The organism is Cobetia sp. MC34 (assembly GCF_018340035.1).
Lineage (GTDB): Bacteria > Pseudomonadota > Gammaproteobacteria > Pseudomonadales > Halomonadaceae > Cobetia > Cobetia amphilecti.
This window is the reverse complement of sequence record NZ_JADPPY010000001.1, coordinates 135,974-153,196: the sequence shown is the minus strand read 5'-3', so window position 1 is coordinate 153,196 and position 17,223 is coordinate 135,974. Positions and strand designations below refer to the sequence as shown.

The window sequence follows — 17,223 nt, the reverse complement described above, 5'->3', positions numbered from 1 at the left end:
CGAAGCAGGGCATGGCTGAGGTAGACTAGTGCGCATAACCTTTCCGCGCCGCGATGCGGCCTGAGTGATCCGACGAGAGAGCCTTCCCACATGCTGGACCCGAAACTTCTGCGCGCTGATCTTGAAGCGACTGCCGAGCGCCTCGCACGTCGTGGCTATCAGCTGGATACCGAAGCCTTTGCCGCGCTGGAAGCGCGCCGCCGTGACCTGCAGGTCGAGACGGAATCCCTGCAGAACGAGCGCAACACCCGCTCCAAGTCCATCGGTAATGCCAAGGCACGCGGCGAAGACATCGCGCCGCTGCTGGCGGAAGTCAGTGATCTGGGCGAGCGTCTCGACGCCGCCAAGTCCGAGCTCAATGAGCTGCAGGCCAAGGCCGACGCCATGGCGGCCAGCCTGCCGAACCTGCCGGACGCCGAAGTGCCGGAAGGCGCTGACGAAAGCGACAACGTCGAGCTGCACCGCTGGGGCACGCCGCGTGAATTCGATTTCGACGTGCGTGACCATGTCGACCTCGGTGAGCTCAAGGGCCAGCTGGACTTCGAACTGGCGGTCAAGATCACCGGTTCACGCTTCGCCGTGATGCATGGCTCCATCGCGCGCCTGCATCGTGCGCTGGTGCAGTTCATGCTCGACAAGCAGACGCTGGAGCATGGCTACGAAGAATATTACGTGCCCTATATCGTCAACCGCGATTCCCTGATGGGCACCAGCCAGCTGCCCAAGTTCGAGGAAGACCTGTTCAAGCTCAACGACGATCGTGATTTCTTCCTGATCCCGACCGCCGAAGTACCGCTGACCAACATGGTGCGCGACGAGATCATCGACGCCGGCAGTCTGCCGCTCAAGTTCACCGCCCATACCCCGTGCTTCCGCAGTGAAGCCGGTGCCTATGGCCGGGATACCCGCGGCATGATTCGCCAGCACCAGTTCGACAAGGTCGAGATGGTGCAGGTCGTCGCGGCGGAGAAGAGCGACGAAGCCCTCGAAGAGATGCGCGGCCACGCCGAAGCCATCCTGCAGGCGCTGGAACTGCCGTACCGTGCCGTGACCCTGTGCACCGGCGACATGGGCTTTGCCGCCGCCAAGACCTATGACCTGGAAGTCTGGCTGCCGAGTCAGGCGACCTACCGCGAGATCTCCTCCATCTCCAACTGCCGTGACTTCCAGGCGCGCCGCATGCAGGCGCGTGTGCGTGTCGAAGGCCAGAAGAAGCCGCAGCTGGTGCATACCCTGAATGGGTCCGGTCTGGCCGTGGGTCGCTGCCTGGTCGCCGTGCTGGAAAACCATCAGAACGCCGATGGCTCCATCACTGTGCCGCAGGCGCTGCGTGGCTACATGGGCGGGGTGGAAACCATCAACGTCTGAGGTGCGTGAATCGCCGTAGTGGATTCGCGTAGTCAAGGCCCCCGCTTTCCCATGGAAGCGGGGGCCTTCGTTTATCGCGGAGACAGAGGCCCCGCCCGATCGCACCACTCGTTATTCCCTCACTCGTTATTTCCTCTGCGTGACTACAACGTAGCGCCAGGGTTGTTATTCTTATTGGTTATTTTAGAGAGTGGTTCTTATGCTCTAAAATGCGACCCATCGAAGGCTGCTCCCCAGCCTCGCCGCGTTTGTGGATGTGCCCCATGGAATTTCTCAATCTCTCCTGTGACCCCTCACGTCTCCAGCTGTGCCTGATCGGTGGCGGCCAGGAGGCTGTCGCGCTGGCCGAGCGTTTCGCCGGCCTCGGTGCAGACCTGTGTGTCTACGGCGATGCCCGCATGCCGATGCTGGAGACCCTGTGTGGTCGTGAAGGTTGGGAGGTTGCCGATACCCTGTTGCCCGTGCCGGCCCCCGGCCAGCTATGGCTGGTCGCCACCGGCAGCGAAGGGCGCGATCGCGGCATCCTGCGTCATGCGCGCGAGCAGCACGTGATGGTGTTCGCGCCGAGCCACCCCCGGGACTCCAGCGTGCGCCTGCCGCCGCGTCTGGTGGCAGGGGAGGCGGTGTTGCCCGTGAAGGAGGAGGACCGCTTCACGGGCACGCATGGCCAGGTGGCGTTGGTCAGCGCGGGGCCGGGTGATCCGGAGCTGCTGACGCTCAAGGCGCTGCGCCATCTGCAGCAGGCCGATGTCATCATTCACGATCGCCTGGTCAGTCACGAGATTCTGGCGCTGGCCAATCCGGAGGCGCGTCGCCTGTATGTCGGCAAGGCGCGCAGCGATCACAGTGTGCCGCAGGAAGGCATCAATCAGGCGCTGGTGGATTACGCCCGCGCCGGGCATCGCGTGGTGCGCTTGAAGGGCGGTGACGCCTTCATCTTCGGGCGCGGCGGGGAAGAGCTCGAGACCCTGGCCGGCGCCGGCATCAGCTTCGAGGTGGTGCCGGGCATCACGGCGGCTTCCGGTTGCGCGGCTTACGCGGGTATCCCGTTGACTCATCGCGACCACGCCCAGTCGGTGCGCTTCGTCACCGGCCACTTGAAGGATGGCAGCTGTGACCTGGATTGGGAGGCGCTGGCGCGTCCGGCCCAGACGCTGGTCTTCTACATGGGGCTCGGCAGCCTGGGACTGATCTGCGAGCAGTTGATCGCCAATGGTCTGGCGGCGTCCACGCCGATCGCGCTGGTCGAGCAGGGCACCACCGCGCGTCAGCGTGTGCATGTGGCAACGCTGGCGGACATGCCGGCGCAGATCGCCGGTCAGGGCCTCAAGCCGCCGACGCTGATCATCGTCGGGGATGTGGTCAAGCTGCACGATTCGCTCAAGTGGTTCTCGCCGAATGCCAACAGCAGCCTGGGGTGGGAAGATGGCAAGCACCCGACGCCACTGGCCAATGTGGTATCGGTCTAGAGCGACCGTAGCGAAAGCGCTAAAAGCAGCGACATGAGCAGTGACCAGACGCCGCCTCGGTAACCCCGGGCGGCGTCTTGCGTTGTTGGACGGGTTGTCGCGGGCCTGATCATCGTGCTGGCGCATGGCCGGGCGGCTCTTGGGCCAAGGTCGAGATGACGTGGCATCTGATTGCGCCTATTGTTTCAAGCAATCGTTTGAATTCTGCTGAGCGAAGCCCGTCGTTCATCACGGGGTGAGAGGCAAGTCTTTCGCGAAAGCCCTTAGCACATGAGTCAGTGAGGACAGTGATATGGCCAAGTATCAGGCGCCACTCAAGGATGCACGCTTCATTCTCGATGAGGTGTTCGCCGCCGAGCAGGAATGGGCGGGCATGGCAGCCACCGAAGAGGTGAATGTCGAGCTGGCCGAGGCGATTCTCGAGGAAGGTGCGCGCGTGACCCAGGCCGAGCTGCTGCCGCTCAACCTGAGTGGTGACGCCGAGGGCGCGCGTTTCGAGAATGGCCACGTCACGACACCCAAGGGCTTCAAGGAGGCCTATCGGGTGCTCGCCGAAGGCGGCTGGATGGGACTGGGCGGCAATCCTGAATACGGTGGCCAGGGCATGCCCAAGATGCTCACCGTGGCGTTTGAAGAGATGCTCTACGCCACCAATACCAGCTTCGCGCTCTATCCGGCACTGAATGCCGGTGCCTGCCTGGCGGTGGATAGCCACGCGCCGGAGTCCGTCAAGCAGGTGTTTCTGCCGCGCATGTATGCCGGCGACTGGCTGGGCACCATGTGTCTGACCGAGCCGCATTGCGGCACGGACCTCGGCCTGATTCGCACCCGTGCCGAACCCATCGAAGGCGATGACCCGCTGTTGGGACTGCCGCGCTATCGCCTCACCGGCACCAAGATCTGGATCACCGGCGGCGAGCACGACATGGTCGACAACATCGTGCATCTGGTGCTTGCCAAGCTGCCGGATGCGCCGCCGGGCACGCGCGGCATCTCACTGTTTCTGGTCTCCAAGCATTTGCTTGATGCCGACGGCCAGCCGACGACACCGAATGCGGTCAGCTGTGGCTCCATCGAACACAAGATGGGCATCAAGGGCAGCGCGACCTGCGTGATGAACTTCGACGGCGCCGAAGGCGTGCTGATCGGCGAGCCGCATCAGGGGCTGGCGGCGATGTTCACCATGATGAACTACGAGCGTCTCTCCATCGGTCTGCAGGGGCTGGGGCTGGGCGAGGTGGCCTATCAGAGCGCGATGGACTTCGCCGCCGAGCGTCTGCAGAGCCGGGCACCGACAGGCGCCAAGGCGCCCGACAAGCCGGCCGACCCGATTCTGGTGCATCCTGACGTGCGCCGCATGGCGCTTGAGGTGCGCGTCTGGAACGAGACCGGGCGGGCCTTTGCCGTCTTCGTGGGCCAGCAGCTGGACCGCGTCAAATATCACGCCGATGACGCGGTGAAGGCCGACGCGGATGCGCTGGTGCAATTTATGACGCCGATCGCCAAGGCGCTGCTGACCGACCGTGGCTTCGATGCCACCGTCATGGCGCAGCAGCTCTATGGTGGCAATGGCTACTGCGTGGAGTGGGGCGCCGAGCAGTACGTGCGCGATGCACGCATCGCGATGATCTACGAAGGCACCAACGGCATTCAGGCGATGGATCTGGTCGGGCGCAAGCTCTACCGCAATCGTGGTGCCCATGTGGCGAGCTTTGCCGCCCTGGTGCGAGCCGAGCTTGAGCGTCAGGCCGACGACGCCCAGACCCGCCCGTTCGCCGAGGCCTGCAAGACGGAGCTTGCGCGCCTGGAACGAGTGTCGGAGCAGTTGCTGGCCCGCGCCGATGACAACCCGGAAGAGCTGGGCGCGGCGGCTTGTGACTACCTCAATCTGGCAGGGCTGTGTGTCTACAGCTATCTGTGGCTGCGCATGGCGCGTGCTGCGGCGCGTGGACTGGCGCAAGCAGGTGCCAGCGGTGAGGGCTTCTATCGCCGCAAGCTGGCGCTCGGGGAGTACTTCGTGGCACGCGTGCTGCCGCGCGCCGTCGCCCTGGAAGCCCAGATCAGCGCTGGTGCCGCGCCATTGATGGCCTTCAGCCTCGAGGATTTCGCGCCGGAGCAATGACGCAAGCCACAAGACACAAGTCACAAGTCACAAGTCACAAGTCACAAGTCACAAGATACCGTGACCGTCAGTAGCGCCATAGGAAAAGCCCAGCGACCGTGTCAGGTCGCTGGGCTTTTTTGTGTGTTGTCTGAGTTCCTGTCCATCGGGCCGTGTCGGCAAGCTTGCATGCTTACAGGCCCGCTCATGACCGCTCGCTTGGCTCATCCTGCTTCAGCAGCCAGTCACGCATGGCGGGGAACAGCTCGACCAGCACGAACAGCGGGCCGATCAGCAGCTGACGCAGGTCATCGAGGAAGGCCGGTTTGCGGCCCTCGATCCGATGGCCGACGACCTGACCGATCCAGGCGACCACGAAGGCTGCCAGCATCATCGGTGTCACCGGCCAGTTGAGCCCGAGCATCACGAACATCAGCGCCAGGCTTGCCAGGGCCCAGGCGGCCATCACGCCAAGTACCCTGAGGGAGAAGCGCGCATAGACGGCCAGGACCGCCAGGGTGACCACGCCACCGGGCAACATCCACACACCCAGCCCCGGTTCACTCGATAGCCCCTGCCCCCCGAGCAGTCTCCACAGCAGGATCAAGCTGGCAGTGAAGATGACAGGCACGCAGACAAGATGCATGCGGATGTTCTCACGATGCTGATGACTGGCCGCGTAGTGCTCGAGAGCTTCATGCAGGCGCCGGTGAGCGGCTGTCTTGATATGAGGGTGCGATAATATACCCATGAGGCATTCTCCAGACAGACATTGAAAATGCCCGCATGCGCAGGTGCGCAGCGGGATCGATGGCGTGTTATGTCAAGGAGCAATGGCGTGAGCCAGCAGGGTCCGGCAACCCTGCTGGCTCCTGTCAGCGTAGCGTATTGCCACGCGGACAGCCTGTGTCAGCACAGGGCTGACTGTCGAACCCGGCACTTTTCAGGCGTGGATCAAGTGGCCCTGGCCCTTCAGAGATGGAACTGACCGCAGGCTTCCGGCTGATGCAGGATGGCTTCCAGACGGATGACGTCACTCTGGCCATCTTCCCGGGGCAGCGTGATCTGCTCGCCGACCGCCATTCCCAGCAGCGCGATGCCCAGTGGCGACATGATGCACAGCGCCAGTGAGGTCTCTTGCTCTTCGGGTTGCGGCAGGTGGCTGCGCAGCGACATGCACTCACCATCCTCCGGGGTAGGGTAGTGCAGTGTCAGCTCGCTATCGCCGGAGCGCGACCCCTTGAGGCGCAGGCGGCTGCGCATGCTGACGCGGTCTTCGGGGAAGTCATCGGGGGGCACGATCTCTGCCTGGATCAGGCGGCTTTCGAGGCGAAGGGACAGCTCATCATCGTGTTGCTGAGCGTCGATCAGGCGCTGGAGGCGGTCAGCATCCAGGCGGTTGATGATCAGTCGTTGCCGAGTCATCGTGGGGTTCCTTGTTATCGAGTCACTGCGCGATATCATGCGCAGCAAGACGGCGCCAATCCTGGCTTGGTCAATACGGAGAGACGGACAGGGAATCCATCGGCCGTGATTGTCCATGGATTGTCCGCTAATTAATCCTAGCGGCTTTTGACGGGGTGCGGGAGTCGTCTGATGCCGACAACTTTCATGGCGCTGTCATCCAGGGCTGCCAACCTCACGCGAGACTCATCGATGTCGATTCTCTGGATATATCCGCTGGCGGCGCTCGCCGAGATCGCCGGCTGCTTCAGTTTCTGGGCCTGGTGGAAACTGGAACGCAGCCCCGGCTGGCTGATTCCCGGCATACTCAGTCTGGCGCTGTTCGCCTGGCTGCTTTCACTGGTCGACGTCAGTCACGCCGGGCGCGCCTTTGCCGTCTATGGCGGCGTCTATATCGCCGCGTCAGTGGCCTGGCTGTGGCTGATCGAGCAGCAGTTGCCCAGTCGCTGGGACCTGCTGGGGACACTGGTCTGCCTGGCGGGCAGCGCCATCATCGTGCTGGGCGCCCGTGCGCAATGAGCGCAAATGTCTTGTTTATTAGTATTTTATTAAATATGTCGGGCGTTGAGCATGAGGGCGCTCATTGTTGGGTATACTGCGCCAGGATGAGGCAATGACCCTCGGGATTCGATCTGACGCAATGAGGCACCAGCATGCAGTGGGAATGGTTATGGGGGCTGGGCGGCCTTGGCATCGGCGGTTTCATCGGCTTCTGGCTCGGTCGCTGGCGGCCGCGCAGAGAGGAATGGAATCAGGCCGTGCATCCACTGCTATCGGCATTGGTGGAGGCGGAGCCAGGCGTTGCGCGTGGTGAGCGGCTGGCACTTGATCCCTCGCTGCTCGACGCCTTTCGCCAGGTGGCCTCGCGTCGCGAGTTCTATCGTTTCACCAGTGGAATCGAATACGTGAACCTGCAACTCGCCGCGGCGCATGCCGCACATCATGACCGTGAAGAGCGCCAGCTGTTGCTGGATCAGGCGCGTGTCAGCCTGGCCAATCTGCAGGACAGCCTAAGACGACGCTGAGGTTCGTCCAGACGCGCGAATGCCGCACCGCAGATCGACCGGGGGCGCAAGGCAGAGGAACGTAAAGCAGGAGAGCGTAGAGCAGGTTGTTTGCAAAGCAGCGTAACGCAGAGAGCGGGAAAGACGCGGGTCCAGCAACCGACGGGAAGGCACTGACAATGATGATGGGAGCAGAAGGCATCAGATGACACGACGCATGCACGACAGACAAAAGCGGGAGGACTTGCTGACTGCGCGAGGCAGCTGGGGAGCATCAGCAGAGTATGCTGATGGTGCGGAAGGGGGGACTCGAACCCCCACACCTTGCGGCACCAGAACCTAAATCTGGCGTGTCTACCAATTCCACCACTTCCGCGAGAAGCAGGGCTGCATTTTACCTGTGACGCCTTTCAAGTCAATCGCTTGTGTCGATTATCCCCTGAAATTCCCCGCCTTGTGCTGCGCCTTCAGCGCCTCACTCCTGTACGACATGCACGCTGCGTGATTCCAGCCCGCAGGGCAGTTGCAGATAGCTGGCGGCGCGCTCGGCGGCGTGGCGTGTATTGGAGAGATCTTCATCGCACATCCACGGAACGACCCCCAGGCAGGGGGCTCGCAGCGTGCGTGACAAGGTTGCCATGTTGTCTTCGCTGACCTCGATATCCGCTTCCAGATGGTTGATGACGTAGCCGGCGATCTCCAGCCCATCGCGCTCGATGGCCTCAAGCGTCAGGCGCGCATGATTGATGCAGCCCAGGCGTAGCCCGACGACCAGAATCACCGGCAAGCCCAGCTCGATGGCCAGGTCCGAGAAATCCTCATCGTCATTCAGCGGTACCCGCCAGCCGCCAGCGCCTTCCACCAGCAGCAGGTCGCGCGGTGCGCTTGTCTGCTGGCCCCGCACATGCGCCGCGATCTTCGCCACCTCGAGACTGACACCCACCTGACGCGCGGCAATGTGCGGCGCGATGGCCGGCGCGAAGCGCCAGGGATTGATGCTTTCATACTCCGCTTCCGGTTCGCACTGCGCCTGCAATGACAGGGCGTCGGCGTTGACCAGACCATCGTGATTCTCGAAGCAGTCAGAGGCCACGGGCTTGAGGCCCAGCGTGGTCAGGCCGCGCAGGCGAGCACGTGCCAGCAGGGCGCTGGCGATGAAGGTCTTGCCGATTTCGGTATCGGTACCGGTCACGAAGGCGGCGATGCCATGTTCGGCTCGCGCAGGCAAAGCAGTGTCCCGTGACGAGCTGTCCGCGGTTTTCATATCAGTTTTCATTGTATCCGAGCGAGGCAGGTAATTGCCTTCAAGCAAAGTATCAGTGTTATCCGTACGCAATTCTGAACGGTTTTTCGAGCACAAGTTCAATGACTTGATAGCTTACAGGCAATCCCTTCGCGGTACGCAACGTTTCATGCCGCGCCTTGGCCTGCTGCACCTCGGCACGTGTCAGACGCCGGCCAGTGGCGGTCTGTGCCCCGATGCCCTTGATCGAGGCCATGACCGCGGCGACATCGGGATAGTGAAATATCCGCGGGCGTAACTGCCAGTGGCAGCGCAATCCGGCGGCTTCTGCATGGCGTGCAAGATGGGCGGCGCTGGGGAAGTGACGCACGGAATCATCCGCGCGCTGCCAGGCATGGCGTACTTCCTTGAGGGTGCCGGGCCCCAAGGTGTTGATGTGCGCTCGAGCGCCGGGTTTCAAGGTGCGTGACAATTCCGCGAGCCATTGCCGAGGGCTGTCGCACCATTGCACGGCGAGGCTCGAGAACACCAGGTCCAGACTCGCATCGGCCAGTGGCAGGCGCTCGGCATCGGCGCGTAGCCAGTGCAGGCGTTCAGGGCTGCCACTCGCAAGCTCGCTCGTCTGGTGTGCGGCTTCACGCAGCATCTCAAGCGAGAGATCCAGCCCCATGCAGCAAGCCCCAGAGTAGCGCTGCGCCAGTTCGAGGGTCCAATGTCCGGGCCCACAACCGAGATCGAGCACACGGGCATCGGCCGGCAGCCGCTCAGGGAGCGAGGCGAACAGGGTGGCCGCCATGGCGTGCTGCGCCTGCGCCAGCGTGAGGTAGTCGGCAGCGCCGCGATCAAAGGCGCGGGCAACCTGCTGACGGCTCGTGGCAGGCGTGAGCGGGGGCGTTGCAAGCTCTGCGGGCGGCACGCTGACGGCAATCGACATCTCAGGCATCCTCGCTGATGTGCGTGACGTGGGTGGCGAGGCCCATGCGCGTGAGCAGGGCATCGGCAAGCGCCTCGGTCGCGCTCAATGGCAGGCAGTGGCCGCCCTCGAATTCCGCGACCGCCTGGCCCTGTGCGCGCAGCGCCGCACTCAGGCCCGGTGCCAGTAGCGGGTCCTGCTTGCCGAGCCAGAATTCGAGCGGTAACTCTGATTGAGGTGCCAGCGACATCTGGCGGCTGGCCAGTTCCGCCAGTCCTGTCGCCAGCACCGCTTCGCGACTGACGGGGTGACGACCGATCAGTTCGCGCAATTGTCTGAGGCAGTCACGCGCAGAGGCCTCACCACTGGCCTGCCAGCGCAGAAAGTGTTGCCAGCTGGCGGCAGGGTTGCGCGCGAAGGCTGCGCGGAAGTCCTCCAGCACCTCTGGTGCCAGGGCGGGAATCATCTGCTCCGCTGCGGCCTGGTCGATGAAGCTTGGCCCCATGGCCAGCGAGACAAGGGCGGCCGGCGCCTGCTTCTTCGCCAGCGCCTCGGCCCGCAGGGCACCCAGCGACCAGCCCAGCCACAGGGTATCGGGGCCGCCCAGTGAGGAGTGCGAGGCAGTCGGTTCTGAGCCTGCCCGTGAATCGGCCTGCGGGCCTTCTTCTGGCCAGTCAGGTGCGATGATCTCCAGCGGGCGACTCTTTGCCTTGTCAGCTGCCTCATTATCTGCCCCGTCATCTGCCTGCTCATCTGTCTCAGTGACGTGAGCGAGGCGTGCATGCAGGCAGGCGATCAAGGGCTGCCAGATGCGCGCATCGATGCCCCAGCCGCTGAACAGCACCAGACGAGTCAGCGTCATGGCGTGACTCCTTCTGGGCTGATGGTTGGGGAAGCCGAGCGGGACTGGGCCTTTTCCGCTGCCAGTACCGCTTCGAGAGCCTCGAGCAGTGTCGCGATATCCTCGGCAGTGTGCTCGGCGGAGAAGGTGAAGCGCAGGCGCGAGCTGCCGGCGGGCACCGTGGGCGGGCGGATGGCCGAGACCAGTACGCCACGCTCGCGCAGTGCCGCGCTCCAGGCCAAGGCCCGCGCTTCGCTGCCCAGAATCAGCGGCTGAATCGGGGTCAACGGCTGGATCGGGGTCAGCGCGGCAGAGGATGCTTCCCTGTCGGCTGGCGTCAGCCCGAGCGCGAGCCCACTGCTCGCCAGCAGATGCGTACAACCCTCACGGAACTGCTGCACGCGGGCCTGCAACTGCTCACGGCGCTGCGGCTCGCGCGCGACGATCTCCAGCGCCGCCAGGGTAGCGGAGGCGACATGCGGCGGTTGGGCGGTGGTGTAGATGTAAGGGCGCGCCAGCTGGATCAGGCTCTCGATCAGCGCTTCGTTGCCGGCGACGAAGGCGCCGCTGCTGCCGAGCGCCTTGCCCAGGGTACCGACCAATACCGGCACATCAGCCAGCGGGGTATCGCGCCCGACCAGGCCTTCGCCATGCTCGCCCAGTACGCCCAGTCCGTGGGCATCGTCGATCATCAGCCAGGCGCCGTGCCGGGCGCAGGCCTGGCTCAGGCCCGCGATATCGGCGCAGTCGCCATCCATGCTGAACACGCCATCGCTGATCACCAGCTTGTCATCGGCCCGGGAGCGCGTCAGCTGGCGCTCGAGGTCCTCAAGATCGCGATGATGGAAGCGACGCGAGCGAACGGCAGTGGTGCCAGAGGACGCCAGGCGCGCGCCGTCGAGGAGGCTGGCGTGATTGAGGCGATCATGGAAGATCTCGAGGCTGCGACCGGCCTCGCGCGAGGCGCTCGCCAGCGCATCGATCACGCCCAGATTGGCCATGAAACCGGTGGAGAACAGCAACGCGCGCGGCCGCCCGGTCAACTCGGCCAGGCGAGCCTCCAGCTGGTGGTGAGCGCTCTGGTGGCCATTGACCAGGTGGGCGCTGCCGCTGCCGACACCGAATTCACGCGCCGCGCGACAGCCGGCCTCGACTAGCGCCGGGTGGTTGGCCAGCCCCAGATAGTCGTTGGCGGTTAAGTTGAGCAGCGGGCGCATTCCTGCATCGGCAGCCTGCCCGGCGAGGCTGACGTGGGGGCCCTGGGGGGAATCCAGCGTCAGGCGCCGGCGATAACGGCCGACCCGCTCACGCTGAGTGAGCAGGTCCTCCAGATGCGTGAAGCTGGCGTTGGACTGGGAGCTGGAGCGCGCGGGCGTATCGGTGGCCACGAGCGATCAGACCACCAGGCCGCAGGGCTTGCGTTCGCGCACCTGGCCTTCGCTGCTGGCGGGCGTCGCCTCGCGCGTGGCGTCATAGAACAGGCTGCCCTCGACATTGGCGCGTGCCTTTTCTTCCATGGCGGCCTTCAGGGCGGCTTCGCGCACTTCGTCGCTGGCGACTTCCTGGCGGGTCTCCGGGTGCAGGCCGAGGCGCTCGAACAGCTCGCGGTCACGGTTGGCCTGCGGGTTGCCGGTGGTCAGCAGACGCTCGCCATAGAAGATGGAGTTGGCGCCGGCGAGGAAGGCCAGTGCCTGGGTGGAATCGTCCATCTGCTCGCGGCCGGCGGACAGGCGCACGTGGCTCTTCGGCATCATGATGCGTGCTACGGCGATGGCGCGGATGAACTCGATGGGATCGAGGTCATCGACATTCTCCAGCGGCGTGCCCGCCACCTTGACCAGCATGTTGATCGGCACCGATTCCGGCTGCGGCTCCAGATTGGCCAGCTGACGCAGAAGGCCGGCGCGGTCGGTGGTGGTCTCGCCCATGCCGAGGATGCCGCCGGAGCACACCTTCATGCCGGCTTCGCGCACGCTGGCCAGGGTATCCAGGCGCTCGCTGTAGCTGCGCGTGGTGATGATCTCGCCGTAGTACTCCGGTGAGGTGTCCAGATTGTGGTTGTAGTAGTCGAGGCCGGCATCCGCGAGCTTTCTGGCCTGATCGGTATCGACCATGCCCAGTGTCATGCAGGTCTCGAGTCCCAACGACTTCACCTGACGCACCATCTCGGTGACCACTTCGAGGTCGCGCTCACGCGGGCTCTTCCAGGCCGCGCCCATGCAGAAGCGGCTGGCGCCGGCGTCCTTGGCGGCACGTGCCTGCTCGACCACCTTCTCGATCTCCATCAGCTTTTCCTTGCCAAGACCGGTGTTGTAGTGGCCGGACTGCGGGCAGTACTTGCAGTCTTCCGGGCAGGCGCCGGTCTTGATCGACAGCAGGGTGGAGACCTGTACCGCATTCGGATCGAAGTGCTGGCGGTGCACCTGCTGGGCACGGAACAGCAGGTCATTGAAGGGCAGGGCGAACAGCGCCTCGATTTCCGCGACGCTCCAGTCATGGCGTACCACGCTGTCATCGGCAGGCGCAGGGATATTCGTGGCTTGTGTGGTCACGCGGGAGGCTTCTACGGTCATGAGCTTGAGGTCCTTCATCAGGCGGGCAGAGCGAGAGCGCGCTGAGCCGGTCATCCGTGGGTGAGTCCGGGAGTCGGCAGCCGAGCTGGCAAGTGGCCAGTCAACGCATCGAGTAAGGTCAGGTTAACTGAGATGATAGAGTTTCCGCGGGCGCTGTCAACGATGAGAACTCTGCTGGTTGACCACTGGCAGCTGTCGCGACCCTGCGCCTTCTGTCAGCGTCAGCTGACGACAGCCATGCCCGGCGCGACCGAACGGCAGAGCGCTTCAGTTTCACCTCCCCCTTCATTTCCCTCTCTACCGACACGCTCGCCTGATGAGCGAGAGCTGACATCGCGCCGCGAGTGGTGCGACGCCTGCGAGGCGAGAATCGCGCGCAATCAGCATGCCTGTCCGCATTGTGCTGAGCCTGTCGCCTCATTGGCATTGAGTCAGCAGGCCTGTGCGCGGTGCCTGTCGTCACCACCCGCCTTTGCGCGCTGCTTTGCGCCGCTGCGTTATGAAGGGCTGCTGGCGGGGCTGTTCCAGCGCTACAAGGACCAGCATCAGCGCCGCGCTGGGCGACTGTTGCGCCAACTCATGCAGCTGGAGCTTGCGCACTTCTGCCGCGAGTGGCGCCAGACACATCCTCACGGTGCAGTGCTGCTGGTACCGGCAGATGCCTATCGTCGTCGCCAGCGCGGCCATGATGCGCTGGCAGAGCTGTGTCGCGGGCTGAGCCCCGCCATCGCCGGCCATCCGCGGGATATGGCGCGGGTGCGCGGCAGGCGCATGCCGCACGAGGCGTCAGTCGCGGTGGCCAGGGCGGCGCCGGATCAGCGCCTGCGGGATAGGCGCGGGCGTCTGAAGGCCCAGCGTGGGCGTTATGACATTGACGGCCTCTTGCCCGAGCACGTGCTGCTGATCGATGACGTCATGACCAGCGGTGCGACGCTCGACAGTCTTGCTCAGGCCTGCCTGCGAGCCGGTGCCCGTGAGGTCGATGCCTGCGTGCTGGCGCGGACTCCCCTGGCCTTGCGCGGGGCGCTGTGACCCGCAAACGCGACACGAAGTAGAGCTGCCCGACACATGCCGCCGGGGCTGAGCCTCGAAACGGGCGTTGAACTCAGCGGGCAGGCGGGGTCAATCAGGGAGAAGACTGGCGTGCAGAGGGTCTAATCTCATAGCATGCAAGGTCCGGCAGCCGTTTGCTGGTCCATGCCCGAGGAATTGCCATGCCTATTGATCCTGTTTCCCCCGATGACTCGCAATCTTCCGGCACCTCGCGCGAGTTGGATGCGCGCTCCAATGGCAACACCTGGTCGACGACATCCGCGCCAGAGGGTCACGGAGACACGCGTTTTCATCCCTTCGATGCTCTCGCGCCGGACCGTGTCGTGGCCGCTGTCGAATCGCTGGGCTTCTGGTTGCCCGGCGAGCCGTTCGCGCTGAACAGTTACGAGAATCGTGTCTACCATCTCGCCGATGATGACCGACGCCGCTGGGTGGCCAAGTTCTATCGCCCCGAGCGCTGGAGCCGTGCCCAGATTCTCGAGGAGCACGCCTTCCTGGCCGAGCTGGATGAGGCCGGTGTCCCGGGGGCGCCCGCGTGGGCGAACGAGGTCGGCGAGACGCTGCATCGATTCGAGGGCTTCGACTTCGCTCTCTTCCCGCATGTGGTGGGGCGCGCGCCGGAGCTTGAATCTGCCGAGCACCTCTATCAGCTGGGTGAGCTGATCGGTCGCGTGCACGCGGTGGGGCGCAAGAGCGCGTTCCGCGAGCGGGAGACGCTCTCGCCGCTGCGGATTCTCGAAGAGAGCTGCGCCAGCGTGCTGGCCTCCGACTGGCTGAGTGAGCGCCAGCGCGACAGCTACCAGCGCGTCATCGAGGCATTGCGCCCGTTGGTCGCAGAGCAGAGCTGGCCGGAAAGCGCCCTGATCCGTACCCACGGCGACTGCCACATCGGCAACATGCTGGGGCGTGATGACAGCTTCGCGCTGGTCGACTTCGATGACTGCCTGAGCGCCCCGGCGGTGCAGGACCTGTGGATGCTGTTGACCGGTCAGAGCGACCCGGAGCTGCACATGCAGCTGTCCGAGGTGCTGGAGGGCTACGAGCAGCATTGTGAGTTCAATCGCAGTGAGCTCAAGTGGATCGAGACCCTGCGCACACTGCGCATGGTGCGTCACAGCGCCTGGGTGGTGCGGCGCTGGTCGGACCCCGCCTTCCCGCAGGCCTTCTCGCATGTGGCGAGCCTGGGCTACTGGGACGACCACATTCGCAGCCTGGAACAGCAGCGCGTCGCGCTGTCTGCGCCGCGTTGGCTGGCCTAGCGGTCGCGACATGAGCTGGCAGTCGTGACATGACCTGAAGGTCGTCGCGAGGCCTGAGCCCCTTTGGCGAAGTGAGTGACATCGCCCCTTCATGCGCCCCCATCGGTTACCGATGGGGGCGCATGTGTTGCATGGATACGACAATCGCGTGAACAGACCTGCGTTGACGGCATGCCTGAGGTAGAATCTGGCCCTGACATTGAACACGAAGTTATACGATTTCTTGCCATCTGATCGCTTGTGTATGACTTTTGTGCTTTACCCCTGCTATGCGTGCGCTAGTGCGCGCCCCTGACCGATACCATAGGCAAACGGATGACCGAAGAGATTGCCAACCACTACCGCCAGATCATCACCGCGTTGGGTGAGGATCCAGAGCGTGAGGGCCTGCTGGATACGCCCAAGCGCGCGGCCAAGGCCATGCAGTACCTGACTCATGGCTATCAACAGTCGTTGGAGGAGATCGTCAACGGCGCTGTCTTCACCTCCGATACGGACGAGATGGTACTGGTCAAGGACATCGAGCTTTACTCGATGTGCGAGCATCACCTGCTGCCGTTCATCGGCAAGTGCCACATCGCCTATCTGCCGTCTGGCAAGGTGCTCGGTCTGTCCAAGTTCGCGCGTATCGTCGACATGTATTCGCGTCGCATGCAGATCCAGGAAAACCTCACCAAGCAGATCGCCGAGGCCGTTCAGCAGGTCACCGGTGCACGTGGTGTGGCCGTCGTGGTCGAAGCGCGTCACATGTGCATGATGATGCGTGGGGTGGAAAAGCAGAATTCCAGCATGAAGACGTCCGTGATGCTGGGCGCCTTCCGCGACAATCAGCCGACCCGTCAGGAATTCCTGACGTTGATCAGCTGACAGCAGAGTGAAGACGCCGCCTTTCGAGGCGGCGTTCTTGTCTGGGAGTCATCTCGCGCGTTTCCCTTGATCAGGAGTCCCTGCCGATGCCGATGCATGCCTTGCACGATGAACATCTCGATCACGATCTCGCCACCATTCGCATCAAGAATCTGCGCCTGAGAACCTATATCGGGATCAATGAAGACGAGATCCAGAACCGCCAGGATGTCGTGATCAACGTGGTGATCCGCTATCGCGCGGCACGCGCCGTGCAGTTCAATCACATCAGTGAAGCGCTCAATTACCGCACCATCACCAAGCAGTTGATCCGTCATGTCGAGGAAGGGCGCTTCGCGCTGCTCGAACGCATGACCCGTGAGGTGCTGGATATCGTGATGGCGCACGAACAGGTGCTGACGGCGCAGGTCGAGATCGACAAGCCGCATGCCTTGCGCTTCTCTGACTCGGTGTCCATCACCCTGTCGGACAGTCGCGAAGCGCATGACTAGTCAGCCGGGGCAGGCGTTGAGAAGCTCAGGTGTCGAGAAAGTCAGATGTGGAGAAGCTCAGATGTCGAGAAAGTCAGATGTCGAGAAGATCAGATATCGAGAAAGTCAGGCGCAGAAGCCTGAAGAGTCGGGAGACATGATGTGATCGGGGAAATCATCCATTTCGATGATGCAGAACAGCAGGGCACCATTCGGGACGAGAAGGGCGGTGAGCACGCCTTCGATCTGGTCGGCTGGCGTGGGCGTGGCTTGCCGGGGCCGGGACTGGCGGTGGACTTCGAGCTTCGCGACGGGCGTGCAGTGCAGGTCTTCAATGTGCGAATCAAGCAGCAGAAGGCGCGGCGAGTCGTCTCGATGCCGCCCGAGAGCGAGGCCGGCGAGGCGCCCGGGCCCAAGGCCGACGCCGCCAGGCCGGCAACGCGCAAGCGCTGGTGGCTCGCCGGGCTGGCCATCGTGGTACTAGTACTGGCAGGGTTGTGGATCTAGCGCCACGCCCGCATCTAGGCTATATCAGGTCAGTCTTGAGTAGTCTCGGTTAGCCGGGAATCACTGCCTTGACCCACAAGCACGCCTCGGG

Annotated in this window: 17 protein-coding genes and 1 tRNA gene; 10 read left to right on the top strand and 8 right to left on the bottom strand. The window is 63.8% G+C overall.

Annotated elements, in window-relative coordinates:
- The first annotated feature begins 90 nt into the window (after positions 1-90).
- The 3 genes from serS (at position 91) to IZU87_RS00670 (ending at position 4,959) form a co-directional block, all read left to right on the top strand.
- Positions 91-1,368 carry a serine--tRNA ligase gene (gene serS / locus IZU87_RS00680; protein ID WP_043332430.1) on the top strand — a complete coding sequence of 426 codons (1,278 nt, stop codon included), beginning with the start codon at positions 91-93 and terminating at the stop codon, positions 1,366-1,368.
- Positions 1,369-2,039: 671 nt separating this feature from the next.
- Complete coding sequence (gene cobA / locus IZU87_RS00675) at positions 2,040-2,837, top strand: uroporphyrinogen-III C-methyltransferase (protein WP_279831896.1); 798 nt, start codon at positions 2,040-2,042, stop codon at positions 2,835-2,837.
- Positions 2,838-3,129: 292 nt separating this feature from the next.
- Positions 3,130-4,959: an acyl-CoA dehydrogenase C-terminal domain-containing protein gene (locus tag IZU87_RS00670; protein WP_213113387.1), complete on the top strand. Its 1,830-nt coding sequence runs from the start codon at positions 3,130-3,132 to the stop codon at positions 4,957-4,959.
- Between the two features lie 184 nt (positions 4,960-5,143).
- On the opposite strand, the gene IZU87_RS00665 is transcribed toward IZU87_RS00670, so the two are convergent.
- Positions 5,144-5,689, bottom strand: a complete 546-nt coding sequence (locus tag IZU87_RS00665; protein ID WP_213113386.1) for an Mpo1 family 2-hydroxy fatty acid dioxygenase — start codon at positions 5,687-5,689, stop codon at positions 5,144-5,146.
- A gap of 221 nt (positions 5,690-5,910) precedes the next feature.
- Positions 5,911-6,363 carry a GreA/GreB family elongation factor gene (locus IZU87_RS00660; RefSeq protein WP_153635215.1) on the bottom strand — a complete coding sequence of 151 codons (453 nt, stop codon included), beginning with the start codon at positions 6,361-6,363 and terminating at the stop codon, positions 5,911-5,913.
- Positions 6,364-6,534: 171 nt separating this feature from the next.
- Between IZU87_RS00660 and IZU87_RS00655 the strand changes: the two genes are divergently transcribed.
- Both IZU87_RS00655 and IZU87_RS00650 read left to right on the top strand, forming a co-directional pair.
- Entirely contained in the window at positions 6,535-6,921 is a 387-nt protein-coding gene (locus tag IZU87_RS00655) for a YnfA family protein (RefSeq protein WP_249330358.1), read from the top strand.
- 134 nt (positions 6,922-7,055) lie between these two features.
- Positions 7,056-7,427 (top strand): hypothetical protein, encoded by a 372-nt coding sequence (locus tag IZU87_RS00650; RefSeq protein ID WP_213113385.1) that lies wholly within the window; start codon positions 7,056-7,058, stop codon positions 7,425-7,427.
- Positions 7,428-7,697: 270 nt separating this feature from the next.
- On the opposite strand, the gene IZU87_RS00645 is transcribed toward IZU87_RS00650, so the two are convergent.
- The 6 genes from IZU87_RS00645 to bioB all read right to left on the bottom strand — a co-directional run bounded on the left by IZU87_RS00645 (position 7,698) and on the right by bioB (position 12,976).
- Positions 7,698-7,782: transfer RNA gene (locus tag IZU87_RS00645), tRNA-Leu, on the bottom strand.
- A 99-nt stretch (positions 7,783-7,881) separates the two neighbouring features.
- Complete coding sequence (gene bioD, locus IZU87_RS00640) at positions 7,882-8,670, bottom strand: dethiobiotin synthase (RefSeq protein ID WP_213113384.1); 789 nt, start codon at positions 8,668-8,670, stop codon at positions 7,882-7,884.
- A gap of 58 nt (positions 8,671-8,728) precedes the next feature.
- Complete coding sequence (locus IZU87_RS00635) at positions 8,729-9,583, bottom strand: methyltransferase domain-containing protein (protein ID WP_213113383.1); 855 nt, start codon at positions 9,581-9,583, stop codon at positions 8,729-8,731.
- Between the two features lies 1 nt (position 9,584).
- Positions 9,585-10,424: an alpha/beta hydrolase family protein gene (locus IZU87_RS00630; RefSeq protein WP_213113382.1), complete on the bottom strand. Its 840-nt coding sequence runs from the start codon at positions 10,422-10,424 to the stop codon at positions 9,585-9,587.
- Positions 10,421-11,791 carry an aminotransferase class I/II-fold pyridoxal phosphate-dependent enzyme gene (locus IZU87_RS00625; protein ID WP_502711600.1) on the bottom strand — a complete coding sequence of 457 codons (1,371 nt, stop codon included), beginning with the start codon at positions 11,789-11,791 and terminating at the stop codon, positions 10,421-10,423. Before IZU87_RS00625 ends, IZU87_RS00630 begins: the two co-directional genes overlap by 4 nt.
- 6 nt (positions 11,792-11,797) lie before the next feature.
- Positions 11,798-12,976: a biotin synthase BioB gene (bioB, locus tag IZU87_RS00620; RefSeq protein ID WP_166019230.1), complete on the bottom strand. Its 1,179-nt coding sequence runs from the start codon at positions 12,974-12,976 to the stop codon at positions 11,798-11,800.
- A gap of 420 nt (positions 12,977-13,396) precedes the next feature.
- Between bioB and IZU87_RS00615 the strand changes: the two genes are divergently transcribed.
- The 5 genes from IZU87_RS00615 to IZU87_RS00595 all read left to right on the top strand — a co-directional run bounded on the left by IZU87_RS00615 (position 13,397) and on the right by IZU87_RS00595 (position 17,132).
- The gene (locus tag IZU87_RS00615; protein ID WP_213113381.1) at positions 13,397-14,008 is read left to right on the top strand and encodes a ComF family protein; all 612 of its coding nucleotides are present in this window, start codon (positions 13,397-13,399) and stop codon (positions 14,006-14,008) included.
- 182 nt (positions 14,009-14,190) lie between these two features.
- The gene (locus tag IZU87_RS00610) at positions 14,191-15,288 is read left to right on the top strand and encodes a serine/threonine protein kinase (protein ID WP_213113380.1); all 1,098 of its coding nucleotides are present in this window, start codon (positions 14,191-14,193) and stop codon (positions 15,286-15,288) included.
- Between the two features lie 315 nt (positions 15,289-15,603).
- On the top strand, positions 15,604-16,155 hold the full coding sequence (gene folE, locus IZU87_RS00605; protein WP_043332418.1) for a GTP cyclohydrolase I FolE: 552 nt from the start codon (positions 15,604-15,606) through the stop codon (positions 16,153-16,155).
- A gap of 86 nt (positions 16,156-16,241) precedes the next feature.
- Positions 16,242-16,646 (top strand): dihydroneopterin triphosphate 2'-epimerase, encoded by a 405-nt coding sequence (folX, locus tag IZU87_RS00600; RefSeq protein ID WP_043332416.1) that lies wholly within the window; start codon positions 16,242-16,244, stop codon positions 16,644-16,646.
- Between the two features lie 141 nt (positions 16,647-16,787).
- A complete protein-coding gene (locus IZU87_RS00595; RefSeq protein ID WP_213113379.1) occupies positions 16,788-17,132 on the top strand; it encodes a hypothetical protein in 345 nt (114 codons plus the stop codon).
- Positions 17,133-17,223 lie beyond the last annotated feature (91 nt).

Coding starts and splice junctions, on each gene's coding strand:
- serS (WP_043332430.1), top strand. CDS start 91: ATGCTGGACCCGAAACTTCTGCGCGCTGATCTTGAAGCGACTGCCGAG.
- IZU87_RS00655 (WP_249330358.1), top strand. CDS start 6,535: ATGCCGACAACTTTCATGGCGCTGTCATCCAGGGCTGCCAACCTCACG.
- IZU87_RS00670 (WP_213113387.1), top strand. CDS start 3,130: ATGGCCAAGTATCAGGCGCCACTCAAGGATGCACGCTTCATTCTCGAT.
- IZU87_RS00610 (WP_213113380.1), top strand. CDS start 14,191: ATGCCTATTGATCCTGTTTCCCCCGATGACTCGCAATCTTCCGGCACC.
- folE (WP_043332418.1), top strand. CDS start 15,604: ATGACCGAAGAGATTGCCAACCACTACCGCCAGATCATCACCGCGTTG.
- folX (WP_043332416.1), top strand. CDS start 16,242: ATGCCGATGCATGCCTTGCACGATGAACATCTCGATCACGATCTCGCC.
- IZU87_RS00650 (WP_213113385.1), top strand. CDS start 7,056: ATGCAGTGGGAATGGTTATGGGGGCTGGGCGGCCTTGGCATCGGCGGT.
- bioD (WP_213113384.1), bottom strand. CDS start 8,670: ATGAAAACCGCGGACAGCTCGTCACGGGACACTGCTTTGCCTGCGCGA.
- bioB (WP_166019230.1), bottom strand. CDS start 12,976: ATGACCGTAGAAGCCTCCCGCGTGACCACACAAGCCACGAATATCCCT.
- IZU87_RS00665 (WP_213113386.1), bottom strand. CDS start 5,689: ATGGGTATATTATCGCACCCTCATATCAAGACAGCCGCTCACCGGCGC.
- IZU87_RS00635 (WP_213113383.1), bottom strand. CDS start 9,583: ATGTCGATTGCCGTCAGCGTGCCGCCCGCAGAGCTTGCAACGCCCCCG.
- IZU87_RS00630 (WP_213113382.1), bottom strand. CDS start 10,424: ATGACGCTGACTCGTCTGGTGCTGTTCAGCGGCTGGGGCATCGATGCG.
- IZU87_RS00660 (WP_153635215.1), bottom strand. CDS start 6,363: ATGACTCGGCAACGACTGATCATCAACCGCCTGGATGCTGACCGCCTC.